The sequence below is a fragment of the Citrobacter telavivensis genome, from assembly GCA_009363175.1.
In the GTDB taxonomy this organism is placed as follows: Bacteria; Pseudomonadota; Gammaproteobacteria; order Enterobacterales; family Enterobacteriaceae; genus Citrobacter_A; species Citrobacter_A telavivensis.
On record CP045205.1, the window covers coordinates 3,239,403 to 3,258,439 of the forward strand.

Annotated in this window: 17 protein-coding genes; 5 read left to right on the forward strand and 12 right to left on the reverse strand. The window is 52.3% G+C overall.

Annotation, left to right across the window (positions count from 1 at the left end; translation table 11 throughout):
• Positions 1 to 179: 179 nt before the first annotated feature.
• Together GBC03_17720 and GBC03_17725 are read right to left on the reverse strand one after the other, a co-directional pair.
• Entirely contained in the window at positions 180 to 1,283 is a 1,104-nt protein-coding gene (locus tag GBC03_17720; GenBank protein ID QFS71911.1) for a 5-methyltetrahydropteroyltriglutamate--homocysteine S-methyltransferase, read from the reverse strand.
• A 151-nt stretch (positions 1,284 to 1,434) separates the two neighbouring features.
• Positions 1,435 to 1,836, reverse strand: a complete 402-nt coding sequence (locus tag GBC03_17725) for a rhodanese-like domain-containing protein (protein ID QFS71912.1) — start codon at positions 1,834 to 1,836, stop codon at positions 1,435 to 1,437.
• A gap of 73 nt (positions 1,837 to 1,909) precedes the next feature.
• Between GBC03_17725 and ftrA the strand changes: the two genes are divergently transcribed.
• Together ftrA and mgtS are read left to right on the forward strand one after the other, a co-directional pair.
• Entirely contained in the window at positions 1,910 to 2,902 is a 993-nt protein-coding gene (ftrA, locus tag GBC03_17730) for a transcriptional regulator FtrA (protein ID QFS71913.1), read from the forward strand.
• A 103-nt stretch (positions 2,903 to 3,005) separates the two neighbouring features.
• Positions 3,006 to 3,101, forward strand: coding sequence for a protein MgtS (mgtS, locus tag GBC03_17735; GenBank protein ID QFS71914.1), 96 nt, complete (start codon positions 3,006 to 3,008; stop codon positions 3,099 to 3,101).
• Positions 3,102 to 3,565: 464 nt separating this feature from the next.
• Here the strand turns inward: mgtS and GBC03_17740 are convergent, their stop codons facing one another.
• From GBC03_17740 to dcp, 3 genes are all read right to left on the reverse strand, one after another.
• Positions 3,566 to 4,504, reverse strand: coding sequence for a diguanylate cyclase (locus GBC03_17740; protein QFS71915.1), 939 nt, complete (start codon positions 4,502 to 4,504; stop codon positions 3,566 to 3,568).
• Positions 4,505 to 4,640: 136 nt separating this feature from the next.
• Positions 4,641 to 5,822, reverse strand: a complete 1,182-nt coding sequence (locus GBC03_17745; GenBank protein ID QFS71916.1) for a serine hydrolase — start codon at positions 5,820 to 5,822, stop codon at positions 4,641 to 4,643.
• A 125-nt stretch (positions 5,823 to 5,947) separates the two neighbouring features.
• Positions 5,948 to 7,993 (reverse strand): peptidyl-dipeptidase Dcp, encoded by a 2,046-nt coding sequence (gene dcp, locus GBC03_17750; protein ID QFS71917.1) that lies wholly within the window; start codon positions 7,991 to 7,993, stop codon positions 5,948 to 5,950.
• A gap of 138 nt (positions 7,994 to 8,131) precedes the next feature.
• Between dcp and ydfG the strand changes: the two genes are divergently transcribed.
• From ydfG to ydfZ, 3 genes are all read left to right on the forward strand, one after another.
• Positions 8,132 to 8,878, forward strand: a complete 747-nt coding sequence (gene ydfG, locus GBC03_17755; GenBank protein QFS71918.1) for a bifunctional NADP-dependent 3-hydroxy acid dehydrogenase/3-hydroxypropionate dehydrogenase YdfG — start codon at positions 8,132 to 8,134, stop codon at positions 8,876 to 8,878.
• Positions 8,879 to 8,965: 87 nt separating this feature from the next.
• Positions 8,966 to 9,652: an FCD domain-containing protein gene (locus tag GBC03_17760; GenBank protein ID QFS71919.1), complete on the forward strand. Its 687-nt coding sequence runs from the start codon at positions 8,966 to 8,968 to the stop codon at positions 9,650 to 9,652.
• A 186-nt stretch (positions 9,653 to 9,838) separates the two neighbouring features.
• A complete protein-coding gene (gene ydfZ, locus GBC03_17765; protein ID QFS71920.1) occupies positions 9,839 to 10,042 on the forward strand; it encodes a putative selenium delivery protein YdfZ in 204 nt (67 codons plus the stop codon).
• A gap of 49 nt (positions 10,043 to 10,091) precedes the next feature.
• Here the strand turns inward: ydfZ and GBC03_17770 are convergent, their stop codons facing one another.
• The 7 genes from GBC03_17770 to GBC03_17800 all read right to left on the reverse strand — a co-directional run bounded on the left by GBC03_17770 (position 10,092) and on the right by GBC03_17800 (position 19,027).
• Positions 10,092 to 11,558 (reverse strand): fructuronate reductase, encoded by a 1,467-nt coding sequence (locus GBC03_17770; GenBank protein ID QFS71921.1) that lies wholly within the window; start codon positions 11,556 to 11,558, stop codon positions 10,092 to 10,094.
• A gap of 161 nt (positions 11,559 to 11,719) precedes the next feature.
• Positions 11,720 to 13,264: an MFS transporter gene (locus tag GBC03_17775; protein ID QFS71922.1), complete on the reverse strand. Its 1,545-nt coding sequence runs from the start codon at positions 13,262 to 13,264 to the stop codon at positions 11,720 to 11,722.
• A 22-nt stretch (positions 13,265 to 13,286) separates the two neighbouring features.
• Complete coding sequence (gene uxaC / locus GBC03_17780) at positions 13,287 to 14,693, reverse strand: glucuronate isomerase (protein QFS71923.1); 1,407 nt, start codon at positions 14,691 to 14,693, stop codon at positions 13,287 to 13,289.
• A gap of 33 nt (positions 14,694 to 14,726) precedes the next feature.
• Positions 14,727 to 15,941 carry a starvation-sensing protein RspA gene (gene rspA, locus GBC03_17785; protein QFS71924.1) on the reverse strand — a complete coding sequence of 405 codons (1,215 nt, stop codon included), beginning with the start codon at positions 15,939 to 15,941 and terminating at the stop codon, positions 14,727 to 14,729.
• A gap of 184 nt (positions 15,942 to 16,125) precedes the next feature.
• The gene (locus GBC03_17790) at positions 16,126 to 17,499 is read right to left on the reverse strand and encodes an MFS transporter (GenBank protein ID QFS71925.1); all 1,374 of its coding nucleotides are present in this window, start codon (positions 17,497 to 17,499) and stop codon (positions 16,126 to 16,128) included.
• 74 nt (positions 17,500 to 17,573) lie between these two features.
• Entirely contained in the window at positions 17,574 to 18,593 is a 1,020-nt protein-coding gene (locus GBC03_17795) for a Zn-dependent oxidoreductase (GenBank protein QFS71926.1), read from the reverse strand.
• Positions 18,594 to 18,700: 107 nt separating this feature from the next.
• Positions 18,701 to 19,027 (reverse strand): YnfA family protein, encoded by a 327-nt coding sequence (locus GBC03_17800; protein QFS71927.1) that lies wholly within the window; start codon positions 19,025 to 19,027, stop codon positions 18,701 to 18,703.
• Between the last annotated feature and the right edge of the window lie 10 nt (positions 19,028 to 19,037).

The following is a 19,037-nucleotide window of genomic DNA, read 5'->3' on the forward strand; positions in this document are numbered from 1 at the left end:
ACAAACAACACGGCGCAAAAATTTGTTCAGGAGGAATAAGGCAAAAAGGATGCCAGAACGGGGATGAAGAGGAAAAAGTGTTAAAACGCACGACCAGACGGGCTTAGCGTGGAGGATGCTCCATCATGAACCCGCGCTGCATTATTAGTGTGCAACGCGGTGTGCATTATTGAGGCAACTTACCAGACCTGTTGGGCTATTTCGGTGATAAGTTTAATTTTGTTCCACTGCTGGGCTTCCGTGAGGCTGTTCCCCTCTTCCGTCGAAGCAAAACCGCACTGCGGGCTGAGACAAATTTGCGCTTTGTCGACATAGTGTGCCGCTTCCTGCAGGCGCGCTTTTACTCCCTCCGGGTTTTCCAGTTCACCATTTTTGGTGGTCACCAGTCCCAGCACCACCTGCTGGTGGCCAGGGCGGATAAAGCGCAGCGGCGCAAAGTCGCCGGAGCGATCGTTGTCGTATTCCAGGAAAAAGGCATCGACGTTGACGCTGCCGAACAGGATCTCCGCAACCGGTTCATAGCCGCCTTCGGAGATCCAGGTTGAGCGGAAGTTACCGCGGCAGACGTGCAGGCCCACCGTCAGATCGGCCGGTTTATCCGCCAGCGCCCGGTTGATAACATCGGCATAAATCCGCGCCAGTTCGTCAGGGCAGTCCCCACGCTCGCGAATTTGCTGACGCTGGGCATCAGAGCAGAGATACGCCCATACCGTGTCATCCAGTTGCAGATAGCGACAGCCTGCGGCGTAGAAAGCGTGGATAGCATCGCGCCAGGTCGTCGCCAGATCGTCAAAATAGGCCTCAAGATCCGGATACACTGAGGCATCGATATCCTTACGCCCGCCGCGAAAGTGCAGCACGCTGGGGCTGGGAATGGTCATCTTCGGTTGCGCGTTACCGCTGATGCTCTTCAGATAGCGGAAATCCTCCAGCATCGGATGATCGCCGAAAGCCAGTTTTCCGGTAACCCGCACACCGTGCGCTTTGGTCTGCACACCATTAAACTGAATGCCCTGCTGTGAGTCATAACGCTCCACCCCTTGCAGACCGTCGAAGAAATCAAAATGCCACCAGGCGCGGCGGAACTCACCGTCCGTGACAACGTGCAAACCGCAGGCGCACTGCTGTTCGACCACCCGGCGAATCGCGTCGTCTTCGACGGCGCGTAACTGCAGTGCGGTTAACTCACCGCGCGAAAACTGTTGGCGGGCAACTTTGATGTCGTCGGGACGTAAAAAGCTGCCAACGACTTCTGCGCGAAATGGGGCCTGTTGTCTTTGCATGTGATCTCCTTCGTCGTCAGGCAAAGGTTGCCTGACGTGATAGTTTCTTATTTAAACATTTAGACTTCTGGATGTCCATGCGTCCAAATTGACATGCAAGGGTCGTGCAGGCAAACGAGATAAATTCATGGATGATGAAAAAAATTCATCTTCATTCTGCGGGACAGGCAAACGCGTAGCCTTCGTCTGCCCATCCGGTGATACCGCCAATCATCACCTTCACCGGTATGCCCAGCCTTGCGAGCTTCAGCGCCGCGCGGTCGGCACCGTTACAGTGAGGCCCGGCGCAGTAAACCACAAACAGGGTATCCGCAGGCCATTGCGCCATCCGTTCGGCGGTCATCATGGCATGCGGCAGATGAATAGCGCCCGGAATATGGCGACGTGCAAATGTCTCCGGCCTTCCCACTACGTGGAGTAAGACGAAATCCGGCTCCCCGCTATGGATACTTTCATAAACATCGGCGCAATCTGTTTCCAGACTCAAACGAGACAGGAAATGGTTGACCGCAAGGGCGGATGCGGCGGCCGGAAACTCAGTGACATGACTCATTCTGCTTTCTCCTCAGGGACGATTGTGTTTACAATAATTTAACCATCCCTGACCTCACATACCGCCTTCAACTATGCCAAAAAACGCCAGGATTATGCCAAAAACGCCGCGCCCGCTGGTGGTCGTGCTCGCCTATGACGGACTGTGCACCTTCGAGTTTGGCGTGGCGGTCGAAATATTTGGCCTGCCGCGCCCGGAACTGGGTGCTGACTGGTATCATTTTGCCGTTGCGTCAGTCGATCCCGGTCCACTCTGCGCGACCGGCGGCGTGCGGATGATGGTGGATGGAGGGCTGGAACTGCTGGCTGAGGCGGATACCATTGTTGTTCCCGGCTGGCGGGACAGCGACGCGCCGGTGCCGGAAGCCTTGTGTGTCGCACTGCGCACCGCACAGGCGCGAGGTTGCCGTCTGTTGTCGATCTGTTCCGGCGTGTTTGTACTGGCGGCGACCGGGTTGTTGGATGGGCGCAAAGCCACCACCCACTGGCGCTACACTGAGAAACTCCAGCAGCGTTTCCCGGCGGTCGAGGTGCTTGATGACGTTCTCTACCATGATGCGGGACGGTTGCTGACCTCGGCGGGCAGCGCGGCGGGTATAGACCTTTGTCTCTACCTGGTCAGAGAAGACTACGGCCTCGAGGTTGCCAACAGCGTTGCCCGACGACTGGTGGTGCAACCCCATCGCGACGGCGCGCAACCACAGCAACTGCTACGCCCCGTTGCCCGGCAGCGTGAAAGCCAGACGCTCGGCCCGTTGTTTGATTTTCTGCATCAGAATCTGACGATGAATCATGACGCCGCCTCGCTGGCCAAACGCGCCGGAATGAGTTCGCGCACATTTTTGCGGCGTTTCACCGACTGTACGGGCACCACGCCTGCACGTTGGATCCTCAACGAACGTTTATTACGGGCGCGCGATTACCTGGAAAATTCACCGCTCAGCGTGGAAATGATCGCGGAACAAACCGGTTTTGGCAGTGCGGCGCTATTTCGTCACCATTTTCGCCACGCTTATTGTCTGTCCCCGTCACAATACCGAAAGAAATTTACTTTTAACGTTAAATAATCACCTAATTCAGCTTTTGTTTAGGTTCACGCTGCTATTATCTCTTTCACCAACCGAAATTAAGGTAAGCGAGGAAAAACACAACCCGTCAAAGGAGGTAATTATGCTGGGTAATATGAACGTTTTCATGGCCGTTCTGGGAATCATTTTATTTTCTGGATTCCTGGCCGCTTATTTCAGCCACAAATGGGATGACTAATGAACGGAGAAAGTCCTGAACCGATAAGGCCCCTTGTCGCAACACTGCACAAGGGGCCATTTTTTTATCTCCGACAGGCAAAAAAAAACCGCCGGATAACCGACGGTGAATGCTTGCATGGATAGATTTGTATTTTACTTTTTCTATCATCCTGCCAATCCCGGCAGAGACAATAGACAGCCAATACCTTACCACGCCAATTCTCAATGAATGTTAAACGACAGGAACTAAGATTCCGGCGCGTCTCGTTTCCACTCTTTCTTACTCTGGCAACATGCGGTACGTGAAGACCACGGTTCAGCGGAACGTGTATTCTGTAAATCTTGCGATTCAGGACGGGAATTCCAGCGTTTTCTCTGTAATTTCTTGCGCATCAACAGCTGCATATGACCTCCGGGTTTCACTGTTTTAGTCCATTAATCAACTTGTTGACAGGAATTTAGCATATCGAGTGCAGACTTATGTCAGCTAACGGCCTGTTTTGTAAAGACCGCGTGAACGGGGGCGACGTTTACCACGTTGGTCATTCGTTGGTCCTTATCGATAAACATACAACGGTTTCTTCCCGTCTGTTTCCCCTCATACATGGCTTTGTCGGCACGGCCTAATACGGTATTCAGGGACTCGCCCGGCCAGCCGCGGGTGATTCCGCCTGTTGCTGTGATATCCAGAGTCCCGCCAGGATAGTGAATCGTTGTGCTCGCAATAGCCTGACAAATGCGTAAACCGGCCTGTCGGGCTTCTTCATCCGATTTTGCCCGGATGACAATCACAAATTCCTCGCCGCCATAGCGGTAAGCCGTTTCATCGCTGCGCGTCCAGGCCGTCAGATTCGTCGCCAGCATACGTAGTACGATGTCCCCCACCAGGTGACCATAGCCATCGTTAATCGATTTAAATCGGTCAATATCCAGCAACAAGAGATATAACTCCAGCGGCGCGGCGTCTTTAAGTTGTCTGTCAAACGTTTCATCCAGCATCCGACGTCCAGGAAGGCCGGTTAATATATCCATATTGCTTCGCAGATTGACCAGAGATATTTTATATTCCATCACTTTCCCGGTGAAGCTTAATAAGCTGTCCTGAAAATGGTCAAAATGGGTACCGCGCCAACGCTTTTCAATGACCGCCAACATTAATTCACGACCCGATTCATGCATTTTAGCGTGTGCATATTCCATTTCGCGAAAATGTTCCCACTCCTCGTGACTGTGCACAGTATGATTTTTTAACCACTGACCAAAATGGCATAAACAGTGTGCGTTAGTAGCAATAATATCTGCCTGCGACGCATCCTCTGTGACCACACAGTGGAACATTTTGACTAACCACTGATAATGCGTATCAATAGACTGATTAAGTTCTAAGAGGATAGCATCAATTTCTACTGCCTTTTTAATCATCGCCACTCCTTCGCACCTGTTCCATTTCGAAAAATAGTGTAACGAGATAAAAGCAAGGTTATGTCAATTTATTAATAGAAGAGGATGGGATCAACGGTTCAGAGCAATATGCTGATTTAACCCCGACATAGCGCCCTCAGAATGGCATGTTCTCCTGTTTGTCCAATTTTGTAAGAATGGTATGCCCCAGATAATTACTCCAGTTAAAACTATTTTGCAGCACCACCACCGCATTCTGATTCCGTTTGTCAAAACCAATATAACTGGAATATCCGCCAATATACCCTACCTGCCAGGTTATCTGGCGATCGGCTAAGGTATCTGTCACCCACGCAATATTCGCCGCTTCTTTTTGACGATAAAACTGGATGCGGGAAACATCCGCAAACGCGCGGGCGAGCACGGCGTTGTCCCCTGGCGCAAAATGGGCCCGTGCGTAGCCCGCCAGATCGCGTGCGCTGCTGTATAAACTCGCCGCCCCGACCATGTTGTGGCGGAACGTCCAGTCCGGCGTCAGTTCGCCGCGTTGAATGAGCTTCGGCTGATCTCCCGCGTGGCCTAATGCGCGATACGGATAGGCTTTGAGCGACGTCGGCACAAAACTGCTGTTGCTCATCTGTAGTGGCTGGAAGATTAGACGACGGGCCAACGCCGGGATCGACTCACCGGTTTGACGTTGCACGATGTAGCCAAGCAGCGCGTAACCGATATTGGAATAGCGCGGCACGCGCGCTTCAGGCGCGGTGAAGTCGGAGAGAAATGTCAGCACCGTGTCGTTATCCAGTTGGGTATAAAAATTTTCACCCGTACTGAAATAGTGCAGAAGATTTTCCAGAGTCAGCAAATCCATCGGTTGTCTGGGTAAACCGGAAGTATGCGTCGCCAGTTGCAGCAGGGTAATTTTTCTGGCGTCCTCGCTTAACGGCGTACTGGCCGGTAGCAGTTGCGCCAGCGTGTCGTTCCACTGAAGCACGCCCTGATTCACCAGAACGGTAGTGACTTCCGCGGTCACCCCTTTACTCAGCGACCCCAGCGCAAATAGCGTGTCCGGCGTGATCGGATAACGATGCCTGCTGTCGGTCACACCGTAACTGTGGAACTCCACCGGCCCGTTGTGCTGAATAACCGCCACCACCATCCCGGTCACCTGCTTTTCCTGCATATACTGGCGGATCATCGGATCGATGCCGCGCGCGTAGTAACCCACCACCGCCTGCGCACGCTGTTCAGCCGGCATATTCATCTGCGATAAGGTGCTGTTGCCACAACCGGCCAGTAGCAGGACAGAGGAAAGAAGGAGGGGTGCGGATCCTTTCATGGGATGAAAATTACCTGAAGGGTATCAGCGCAGAAAGGGAGGAAAACAGGCATGTGCAACCGCGGACTCCGAAAAAAGAAGCCCGCATTGTACATCAAGTTACCCGTATTGGGTTGTCAATCGTCTTATCCCGCCAGGCCACGGTGTCTGAGCATGTGGTCGATCTGCGGTTCATTTCCTCGCCAGGCCGGGTAAAGATGCTCTAAATCTTCACTGTTGCCCCGCGATAAAATCGCCTCGCGGAAACGCTGACCGTTCTCGCGCGTCAGCCCACCCTGCTCCACAAACCACTGAAAGCCGTCATCCGCCAGCATCTGCGTCCAGAGATAGGCGTAATAGCCTGCCGCGTAACCCCCGCCAAAAATATGAGCAAAATAGCTGCTGCGATAGCGCGGTGGTACCGCCGGAAGACTGAGTTGCTCTGCCGCCAGCAGTTGCTTTTCAAACGACTCGACCTGCTGGCTCGATGCTTCAACAGACAGCCTGTGCCAGCCCATATCCAGCAGCGCGGCGCTGAGCAGTTCGCTCATGTCATAGCCTTTATTGAACAGGCTTGCCTTACGCATTTTGTCCTGTAGCGCCTCTGGCATTTTCTCGCCGGTAGCATAATGGCGGGCGTAGCGCCCAAATACCGCCGGGTGGCTCGCCCAGTGTTCGTTAATCTGCGATGGAAATTCAACGAAATCACGCGGCGTATTGGTGCCGGAGAGCGTGGCATAACGCTGTGAGGCAAACAGCCCGTGCAGGGTATGACCGAACTCATGGAACAGCGTGATGACATCATCCCAGAGTAACAGCGCGGGCTGTCCCGCCGCGGGCTTCTGATAATTACAGACGTTGTAGATAACCGGTTGGGTTTCGTTGAGCGTCGACTGCTCGACAAAATTGCCCATCCAGGCACCGCCGCTTTTCGAATCACGGGCAAAGAAATCACCGTAATAAAGCGCCAGTCCGACGCCGTTATGATCGAAGATTTCCCAGACGCGCACATCCGGATGGTAGACCGGAATATCAAAGCGCTCGATGAATTTGATGCCAAAGAGTTGGTTGGCGGTCCAGAACACCCCTTCGTGCAGAACGGTATCCAGTTCAAAATAAGGTTTTAGCTGTGATTCATCTAACGCATATTTCGCGCGGCGCACCTGCTCGGCATAAAACGACCAGTCCCAGGCCTGCGCGCTAAACCCGCCCTGTTCGTCATCAATGACCTGCTGAATATCGGCCAACTCATTCAACGCCCGCTGACGTGCGGCAGGAACAATTGCGCGCATAAACGCCAGTGCGGCGTCTGGCGTTTTTGCCATCTGATCGGCGATTTTCCACGACGCGTAATCCGCAAAGCCCAACAGTTGCGCCTGACGGGCTCGAAGGGTGACCAGTCGCTGAATCAGCGCTCGCGTGTCATTGTCGTCCCCTTTCTCCGCACGACGCCACCCGGCGTTAAACAGATTCTCCCGCGTCTGACGATCGCGCAGCACGCTTAACGCCGGCTGTTGGGTCGTATTCAGTAGCGGAATGAGCCATCCCTCGGTTAGCCCTTTTTCACTCGCCGCCTGACGCGCGCTGGCTACCTCTTCCGCACTGAGTCCCTCCAGTTGATGGGCATAGTCCACCACCAGACCACCGGATTTATTCGCCGCCAGCAGACGCTGGTTAAACTGGCTGGTGAGCGTCGCCGCTTCGGTATTAAGTGCCCGGAGCTGCATTTTGTCGGCGTCGCTCAGTTGCGCACCAGCAAGGACAAAGCGCTGATGCGTCACCTCAATCAAACGCACGGATTCGCTGTCGAGCCCCAGCGCATCGCGCTGTTGCCAGACGTGGTCGACGCGGGAAAATAGCGCACTGTTAAGCCAGATATCATTCGCCAGTTCCGCGAGTTCGGCGGAAAACGCCTCATCGAGACGCTGAAGTTGCTCATTGGTATGCGCGGCGGTCATGGCAAAGAAGACACTGGTAACGCGGGTCAACAGTTCACCGCTTTTCTCCAGCGCGAGAACGGTATTGGTAAAATCCGGCGCATCGCGGTTAGCGATAATCACGGCGATATCCTCCCGCTTTTGCTTCATCCCTTCATCAAATGCGGGACGATAATGACTGACTTCAATCAGATCAAAACGGGGTGCCTGATACGGTAACAGGCTGTGGCTAAAGAACGGATTCGTTAACGACATCTTTCACTCCTGAAAACGATTTGTTCAATAGAGTAGGCTTCAGGGTAAAAGACCGCAATCCTGTAAAACCAGGATTACCCGCGTGGGCGGATCGCGTGCTATGGTAGTTAAACGTAAAAAGCGTTGAGGAACAGTGAGATGATCGTTTTAGTAACCGGAGCAACAGCAGGTTTTGGTGAATGCATTACACGTCGTTTTGTTGAGAACGGGCATAAAGTCATTGCCACTGGCCGTCGCCAGGAACGCCTGCAAGAGTTAAAAGAGTCGCTGGGTGATAACGTGCTGACCGCGCAACTGGATGTCCGCAACCGCGCGGCCATTGAGGAGATGCTGGCGTCATTGCCTGCCGGGTGGCGTGATATCGATCTGCTGGTCAATAACGCCGGTCTGGCGCTGGGCCTGGAACCTGCGCATAAAGCCAGTGTGGAAGACTGGGAAACCATGATCGATACCAACAACAAAGGGCTGGTTTACATGACCCGCGCCGTCCTGCCTGGCATGGTAGAGCGTAACCGGGGTCATATCATCAATATTGGCTCTACGGCAGGCAGTTGGCCTTATGCCGGCGGTAACGTTTATGGCGCGACCAAAGCGTTTGTTCGTCAGTTTAGCCTGAATCTGCGTACCGATCTGCACGGTACGGCGGTTCGCGTCACGGATATCGAACCGGGTCTGGTGGGCGGTACTGAGTTTTCCAACGTGCGCTTTAAAGGCGATGACAACAAAGCGGACAAAACCTATGAGAACACCACGGCGCTGACGCCGGAAGATGTGACCGAAGCAGTCTGGTGGGTTGCCACCCTGCCTGCCCATGTGAACATCAATACGGTAGAAATGATGCCTGTGACGCAGTCATTTGCCGGACTGAGCGTTCACCGCGGTTAATTTTGCCTCCCGGCCTGCGGGCCGGGTATAGCTCGCGACAAAAAAGTGGTAGAATTTGTGGGTTAACTTTTTAAAAAGTAAGAGCGAATGACCGTCGAAACGCAACTCAACCCTACACAGCCCGTAAATCAGCAGATTTATCGCATTCTTCGCCGTGACATCGTGCACTGCCTCATTGCGCCAGGCACGCCGCTGTCCGAAAAAGAGGTGTCTGTTCGCTTCGATGTCTCTCGTCAACCGGTGCGCGAAGCGTTTATTAAGCTCGCGGAAAACGGATTGATCCAGATCCGCCCGCAGCGCGGCAGCTACGTCAACAAGATCTCCCTCTCGCAGGTGCGAAACGGCTGCTTTGTCCGTCAGGCTATCGAATGCGCAGTGGCGCGGCGGGCCGCAGCCCAAATCACCGACAGTCAGTGCTATCAGCTTGAGCAGAATCTCAATCAGCAGCGGATTGCCATTGAGCGCAAACAGCTGAACGATTTCTTCGAGCTGGATGACAATTTCCACCAGAAGCTGGCAACCATTGCCGACTGTCAGTTGGCATGGGACACCATCGAAAATATCAAGGCCACTATCGACCGCGTGCGTTACATGAGCCTTGATCACGTTTCCCCGCCGGAAATGTTACTCCGTCAGCACCTCGATATTTTTGCCGCGCTGGAAAAGCACGACGCCGATGCCGTCGAGCAGGCAATGACCCAACATCTGCAAGAAATTGGCGAATCGGTCCTGTTGATCCGCCAGGAAAACAGTGACTGGTTCAGCGAAGAGTAATTCCCCCACCTCATCTCCTGCGAGATGAGGTTTCCTCGTTTTCTTCCCTGCATGTCCGCATCAAAAAAGATGTGAGATTGATCAAAAACAAAAAAATTCCTGACTGATAAGCGTATTTATATAGCGCCCGTTACGTGGGACCTGAGCCCACGGGCTTTGACGGTAAGTTAGAAAGGAGAAAATACCATGATGACATACGATCGTAACCGTAACGCAATCACCACAGGTAGCCGTGTGATGATCAGTGGCACCGGCCATACCGGTCGCATCAAAGCGATTGATACCGAGGGCCGGGATGCGGCGCAAATTCGTCGTGAAAAAACAGTCGAAGTGGAAGGCTGTGAAGGCATATTTGCCCCGGTAGAACTGATTCGGCTCGGCATGAACTAATGGTGTGAGTGCCGGATAATGCCTTGATTATCCGGCAGTCCTGAGGCAGTTACTTCACTTTTGCCGCATATTTTGCCACGGTGGCTTTCGCCCCATCCGCCAGCAACGTCCGATACGCCTCTTTCACCGCCTGCGTGAACAACGCCACTTGCGGCAGTTCGTTACCAAAGATCGCGTCAATACCCAGCAGTGCCTCAACGCGGCTTTCACCTTCCGCACTGTTTTGCACTGCCTGCTGAATTACCGGCAACAGCGGATCGTTCACTTCAATGGCATTTCCCTGCTCGTCCACGCCGCCGACATAGCGCATCCAGCCCGCCACGCCCAGCGCCAGCAAATCAAAACGGCTGTTGTGCGCCAGATGCCAGCGCACAGAATCCAACATCCGCTGAGGTAATTTCTGGCTACCGTCCATCGCAATCTGCCAGGTACGGTGACGCAGCGCCGGGTTGCTGTAGCGTTCGATGAGGAGATCGGCATAATGCGTGAGATCCACCCCCTGCACTTTCAGCGTCGGCGCCTGCTCGTTAAGCATCAGCGCGCGGGCCGCCACGCGGTAATTTTCATCCCCCATGCAGTCGTTGATATGCTGATACCCTGCAAGATAACCCAGATAAGCGAGGAATGAGTGGCTGCCGTTAAGCATACGCAGTTTCATCTCTTCAAACGGGATCACGTCAGAGACCAGTTCTGCCCCCGCTTTTTCCCACTGCGGGCGACCGGCAACAAAGTTATCTTCAATCACCCACTGGCGGAACGGCTCGCAGGCCACGCCCGCCGGATCGCGCACACCGGTCAGTTTCTCGATTTTATCCAGCGTGTCGGCGGTGACGGCCGGAACGATACGGTCAACCATCGTCGACGGGAACGTGACGTTTTGTTCGATCCAGGCGGCCAGTTCAGCATCCACTGCGCGTGCATAGGCGGTGACCACGTTACGCATCACGTGACCGTTTTCCGGCATGTTGTCGCAGGACATCACGGTAAAGGCCGCTAAACCCGCGGCTTTGCGACGCGCCAGCGCTTCAACCACCACGCCTGGCGCAGATTTCGGCTGATGAGGGTTTTGCAGATCGGCGGCGATCATTGGATGATCCAGCATCAGTTGTCCGGTTGCCGGGGAGTGGCAATACCCTTTCTCAGTAATCGTCAGTGAAACAATGGCAACCTGCGGTTCACACATCGCCGCCAGCACGCTCTCCAGCCCGTCAACCTGAGCATGCAGCGCCTTTTTCACCACGCCCACGACTCTCGCCGTCCAGGCATCGGCAGACATTTCCGCCACGGTATAGAGATTATCCTGCTGCTTAAGATCGGCGATTTGTTGCTCGCCGCCGATTAGGTTTACTTCGCAGTATCCCCAGTCGCTGTTGTGCTCTGCTGCCAGAATATCGGTATAGACGCCCTGGTGCGCACGGTGGAAAGCACCAAAACCAAGATGAACAATACGCGGAATCAGTCGGTTGCGATCGTAGTCAGGAAGCGTCGCCTTTGCCGTTAAGAGCTTGTTTTGCATTGTATGACCTACTTTGAATGAAATCAGGACGGTCCCAGAGTAACGCCTGTATGGTTGTATGTTTTGATTTGAATTAATATTTTGCTAATTGGTATAACATCATTAAGAAGTTATGTGACAGCCCTGGCGATTTGATATTCACGACCAGGACTGTCCACCCATTAACTCTGCGTGGTGGCCGGTTTAGCGGATTTTGCAACCTGAGGTTGCGCATCGCACCACAGCGTGTCGTAGTTGTAGCCCGTCAGATCCTCTACCACTCGGCGGGTCTCAGGATCCACATCCTGTTTAGCGCCGTTAGCTTTTAAACGATCCACCTCATCAACAAAGATTTTGTGGGTCTGTTTATTCAGATGGAATGTCACTGCCTGCCAGAGCGCCAGAATCAGTAAGCCAGCGGTACCGGCAAAGAGGAGTGTCGCTATGGTATTGATGGCCTGCTCGGGTTGCACCTGACTACCCTTCACAAACCCACCGTTTTGCAGCATCAATCCCACAATAAAGGTGGCGATTGCTACGGTTGTTTTGCGCGAAAACGTCATCACTGCAGCGAATAAACCTTCACGGCGCTGACGGGTGATCATCTCGTCAATATCAGGAATAAAGGGGAACACGTTCCAGGGCGTAAACTCAAGTACGCAGCGCCCAACCTGATACAGTGCGGCAAGGATCACCAGCAAGGTGACTTTGCTGTCTGTCGGGAACTGGTAAACCATAAACAGTCCGCCCAGACAGAGCATCATTAATGTATAGGCAAAAATGTAGAGGCGAGACGGACCGTACTTGATGATCCCTACTCCTGCCAGTAAGGTAACCGGCAGTCCCACAATACTCATCGACAGCAACGTTCCCGCCAGCGATGACGACACGTTAAGGCAATAGACGCAGAAAAAAACAAAGACCGTGTTGTAGACGTCTTTCGCCGTAAACGAGAACAAGTAGATCGCCAGATGTTTACGGAAAGCACGTACTTTCAGCGTTGACGCGTAATCTTTAAAGAGCTGTCCAACCTTCACGACTTTCTCAGCAAACGTGGAGGGTTGATTGCTACGTTCCAGTTCCTGCAGCATTTCTGGGGTTAACTCGCGCTCCCAGGTCACTTTCCAGGAGATAAACACGCACAGCATAAACATGACTGCAAATACAACACCATTAATAAAATAGGCATTAGGATCTTGTTCGCCAAAATAACCGATTAGCAGTCCTGGAATAAAGGTCGCCAAAAACGTCCCGGATGCAGAGAGGAACATACGACAGGTAGAAAGTTTGGTTCGGGAATTAAAGTCTTTGGTCATTTCCGACGGTAATGTTTCCCACGGGATTAATACCATTGCTGCGATAATTTCGAAGGCAAGGTAGACCGAAAGATAGAACCAGAAATTCATTCCGGTGACCCACAAGAGAATATAGACCAGCATCAATGGCGCGCCGATCAGCAGGAAAAAACGTCTTCTGCCAAATCGTTTACCTAACGCATTCTTATAGAAATGGTCGGTAAATGAGCCCATAAACAAACTGACAATGGCATCGACAATTCGCGCAATCGCCACGATGGCAGCAGCCTCTACCGGCGACAGGCCGACAAAAGTGGTGTAGAAGAAGAGTAGCCAGGCGCCAATAACGGTAAACGCGCCTCCCCCCATTATATCCGTCAGTCCGTAGCCGATACTGACCGGAATGGTTATTTTTCTATTGGTACGAGTCATGTTCTATCCTCACCGGAGAGTATTAGAATTTAAAATAGTTATTAGCGTTATCGTGACAAATATTTCTGATCATTCGTGCCAGAATCTCTTTATTGTCGGGTACTTCACCTTTCTCAACCCATCCCCCGATCAGATTGCACAGGATCCTGCGGAAATAGTCATGACGGGTGTAGGAAACAAAACTGCGCGAATCCGTAAGCATGCCAACAAAATGCATCAACAACCCCTGATCGGCCAAACTGTTCAGTTGATTTTCCATGCCACGTCGGGTGTCGTTAAACCACCAACCGGAACCAAACTGCATTGGTGATTTCACCCCATGTTCGGCACTCTGGAAATTGGCGATAGTTGTCGCCACAACGTCGTTATAAACAGCGTTCAGGTTATACAGGATGGTTTTTGGCAGCGCGTTTTCCTGCGCCATCGCATCCAGTAACTGATTCAGAGACATCGCCAGATTCGACTGATCGTTTATCGAGTCAAAACCCGTATTAATCCCCAGTTGTTGACGCATCCGGCTATTGTTATTACGAATCGCGCCAAAATGGATTTGCATCGCCCAGTCTGATGCTTTGTAGTGTCTGGCCAACATGACAAAAATAGCGCTGCTCAGCTGTCGCTCTTCTTCTTTTTTCAGCGTCTCACCAGAGGCTTTGCGCATAAAAAGTTGATTCACGCGGGACGGTTCGGCTGCCTGATAGTCAATAGCGATCGGACCATGATCAGAAATACGGCACCCTGCCTCATGGAACCAGGCAATACGTTTGCTCAGCGCTGCGCTGAACTGCTCGAACGTCGTAATCTCAATCTGCGTTAACTGCCCAAGTTTTGCCGTAAACTGCGAAAACTGTACGGCATCCTCATTAAAGACATCGTCCGGACGGAAGGTAGGTAATACCTTAATGGCAAACGTGTCGTCCTGCTGGAGCAGACGATGGTATTCCAGAGAATCGAGGGGGGCATCGGTTGTACAAATCACTTCAACCCTGGAGCGTTCCATTAAGCGGCGCGGTTTAAAATCAGCCAGCTTAATAAGCCGGTTACAGTGATCCATCACTTCACGCCAGTTATGACTGTCAAGCATAAGCTGGCAATCAAAATAGTGATTTAATTCCAGATGCGTCCAGTGATACAGCGGATTGCCAAATGCCGCTTCCACAGTTTCAGCCCATGCCTGGAATTTTTCCTCCGCGCTGGCATTGCCAGTAATAAAACGTTCGTCGATGCCGTTTGCCCGCATCGCCCGCCATTTATAATGGTCTCCCGCCAGCCAGAGTTGGGTAATATCATCAAATGCGTGATTTTCGTAAATGTCTTTTGCTTCAAGATGGCAATGATAATCGATGATCGGCAGATCTTTAGCGATATCCTGATAGAGCCGAACACCGACTTCATTGCCAATCATAAAGCGATCGTTAATGAAGCCCATGTTATTTCTCCTGCGTGAATCGAAATAGGTTTTTTACCAATTCCACAAGGTGCCATCTTCAAGCCGGGCAACCGGCAAATAGGCGGGGTCATAGGGATATTTCGCGGCCAGCTTTTCATCGAACTCGATACCCAGTCCCGGCTTCTCACCCGGATGCATATAGCCGTTGTCAAAGGTCCAGTTGTGCGGGAACACTTCCAGCATCTGCTCGGAATAGCCCATGTACTCCTGAACGCCAAAGTTCGGAACCCACAGGTCAAAGTGCAGCGCAGCGGCCATACAGACCGGAGAAAGATCGGACGGTCCGTGCGATCCTGTACGTACCTGATACAGAGAGGCGAAGTCGGCGATACGACGCATGCCGGTAATTCCGCCCGCGTGGGTGATCGTGGCCCGGATGTAATCGATGAGCTGTTCTTCAATAAGCTGCTTGCAGTCCCAGATGCTGTTAAAGACTTCACCGACGGCAATCGGGGTCACCGTATGCTGACGAATCAGTCGGAAGCACTCCTGATTCTCAGCAGGCGTCGGATCTTCCATCCAGAAAAGACGATAATCTTCGATGCTTTTACCAAAGCGCGCCGCTTCTATGGGCGTCAGACGGTGGTGCATGTCGTGCAACAGGTGTTCGTTAAAGCCGAACGTATTGCGCACCGCCTCGAACAGTTTCGGCGTGAAATCGAGATATTTTTCGGTTGACCACAGTTGTTCTTCCGGCCACTGCCCTTTAGTCGCCGGTTCATAAGCCTGCCCTTTCCCCTTCGCCATGCCGTAGGTGGTTTTCATGCCCGGCACGCCGCACTGTACGCGAATGGCTTTGAATCCCATCTCTTTGTGACGCGCATAGTCTTCCAGCACATCATCAACGGTATGACCCGTGGTGTGGCAGTAAACCATCACGCCTTCGCGCGATGCGCCACCGAGCAACTGATACAACGGCATGTTGGCGGCTTTGGCTTTGATATCCCACAGCGCCATGTCGACGGCGGAGATGGCAGACATGGTCACCGGTCCGCGACGCCAGTACGCCCCCTTATAAAAGAACTGCCAGATATCTTCGATGCGGTGGGCATCACGGCCGATTAACTGCGGGCAAAGATGATCTTTCAGGTACGACGCGACGGACAGCTCACGTCCATTCAGCGTTGCGTCTCCCAGACCGGTGATGCCGTCCTCGGTCGTAATCTTCAACGTGACAAAGTTACGCCCCGGACAGGTGATAAAAACCTCAGCCCCTACAATCTTCATTTTTTCTTCCTGGTTCTGTGTGGTGATGGTGAGAATCTACGCAATTCACATACTACCATACAAGTATAAATGATCTGTTTTTCTGAGCAGATCACAAAACTCGCGGGTTATGTCATGGAATGCTGAATTCAGAAAGGGTGTAAAGACGGCCCTGAAGGACAGGAACCGTCACCCTTGAAGGAGGTCAGACGCGACTGGCTGTCGCAGAACGCCGTTTCCCGGTCACCGGCTGCGCGGCGTCTTCCGGTATCCGCAGATCGCGGTCGCACACTTCAGGCATCAGGAATGCAGAGAGCAGACCAATCAGGGAATAAATCACGATCATCACCAGAATTGGCAGCCAGTTTCCTGTCATGTTGCAGAAAATCCCTGCCAGCACCGGTCCAAAGCCGACCGCCACCAGTCCCCCTGCTTCTTTGGCGATCGCCATACGGGTAAAGCGATTACGTGAGCCAAATATTTCAGCCATCGTAATGTTTTCCAGAGCAAATAATCCCAGTACCGCGACGTTATGAATGACGATCAGAGCCGTCATAATCACGCCCGGTTGGTAAGAGTTATCCACCACGATGGATAACATTGGGTATGCGAGAATAATCGCCGAGATATTCAGCACGATATAGGGTAATCGACGGCCGAATTTGTCGGATAACCATCCCAGTAGCGGGATAGTGATAAAACCAATCACCGAACTTATCATCAGCGCATCCGTCGGAATGGCCTTATTGAACAGCAGCGTCTGCACCAGATATCCGGCAAGAAACGTCTGGATCAGCCCCGAGTTACCGGCCTGACCAAAGCGTAATCCCGTTGCCAGCCAGAAAGATTTACTGGTAAACATCGTTCCCACTGAAATCGCCTCCTGCGAGGCTGTCGCCGGTGCGTCCCCTTCATTGACCTGCTCGAAGACGGGACTTTCTTTCAGGTTCAACCGCAACCAGATCGCAAAAATCATGACGACGACGCTCGCCAGAAATGGAATACGCCAACCCCATGCCAGCAAGGCTTCACGATCGAGCGCAAAGAACATCACCGCCCAAATCGCGGTCGCGCTGAGCGTGCCGCAGTTTGTTCCCATAGCGACCAGTGATGAAATAATTCCCCGCCTACCGACTGGCGCATATTCTGCGAGCATGGTTCCGGCACCGGATATTTCTGCCCCGGCCCCGAGTCCCTGAATAATACGTAATGTCACCAACAGCACGGGTGCAAAAATGCCTATCTGCGCATAAGTCGGAAGTATACCGATTAAGGTCGTACACATTCCCATTAACGTGATGGTAATAAACAACACCTTCTTACGCCCGATCCTGTCCCCCATTTTGCCAAAAAAGAAGGCCCCGATAATGCGGGCGATATAGCCTGCCCCGTAAGTTCCCATTGCGAGAATTAACGCCATTGCCGCCGATTGTTCCGGGAAAAATATTTCATGGAAAACCAGTGCGGCACCCAGAGAATATAACTGAAAGTCCATAAACTCTAATGCGGTGCCTAACCAACCGGAAACCGCGGCGCGCACCAGATCCCGGGTGCTTCTTTCATGCTTTGTTGTATTCATGTCGTCTGTCTCTACAGAGTAAATGCGTACCACGGAATACCCGAATCGTCAGGCATCCATCGCATGAATTAATTTTAAGCGGAAAAGGTGAGTAATACTTTACAACAGCTTTGCTGATCGGTTTCGAATAGCGTTATTGCGTCGATGACCTGTCGATAGTCAAACTGATGCGTGATTAATTTATCAGGGTCGATTAATTTATTTTGCATCCACTCAATAACGGTTGGAAATTTATGCGCGTTCAGTCGGGATGAAAAAATCGTGAGCTCTTTTCCGGTAATCCCCTGTTGGATTATCTGACAAGGGTCACTGGAAAAACCCATTATCACAATACGCGCCGCAGGTGATGCCAGGCCAATGGCTTCAGACAGGATGGTGGGATGGCAGGCCGCATCGATAATCAGCGTCGGTCTGATGCCCTTCTGTGCCAGATATTCCGCTAATGACCGCCGGGCATTATTCATCGTTTCATCGGCCCCGCACGCTTTCGCCATTGCCAGGCGCGCGTCAATCCGGTCAACAACAATCACCGTTTTGACCTGATATACCCCTTTAAGCGCCTGGACGGTGGTTAACCCCATCGGACCGGCGCCGTAAATTAAGGCAATATCATTTTCTGTTGGCGCAACCTGCCCCGTGACATTCGCGGCAATCGTAAAGGGTTCAACCATTACCGCCTGTCGGTCGCTAATCGAATCCGGAATACAATAAACATTACTTTCCGGAACCGTGACATATTCACTGAAGCCACCATCCCGATGAACACCTAATACCGTTAAAGAGGTACAAACATTGGGTTTGCCAACAGTGCAGGGATAACAGACACCGCAACTTATTACGGGATCCACCACCACACGTTCGCCAGCGCGTTTATTCTCCACGCTCTCGCCGACTGCATCAATAATGCCATAGAACTCATGACCAATGACGCGAGGATATTGCGCAAAAGGATTATGTCCACGATATATATGACTATCCGACCCGCAGATCCCTGCTATTTTTACCTTAATCCTCACGTCTCCAGGTTCTGGTAAAGGTAATGGCCGCTGTTCAATGCATAATTTATTTGGCTGTTGAATCACTATACTTTCCATGCGTTTTCCTTACATCAAATTAGTGATGCAAGAAATTTATTCCCCCCATAACTACCATACAAGTATAATGATCAAAAAATCACCAGGCGATCACAAAAAAGAGGCGCTTATCCGCGTCCCCATCCCGCCACAATAATCAGCATTCCGCTGAGCGCGATGAGCGCCCCGCTCCAGTCATACACGCTGAGCTTTACTCCATCCACCACGCGCAGCCAGATAAGCGCAGTACAAACATAAACGCCGCCATACGCAGCATACACCCGACCACTGGCGGCAGGATGCAGCGTCAACAGCCAGACAAACAGCGCCAGCGCAACGCCTGCAGGTAACAGCAACCAGGCGGTAGCCCCCCGCTTTAGCCAGAGCCAGGGGAGAAAGCAGCCGATAATTTCGCAAAGTGCGGTGGCAAAAAAAAGCAGCGTCGTTTTGATCATCTGTATCGTT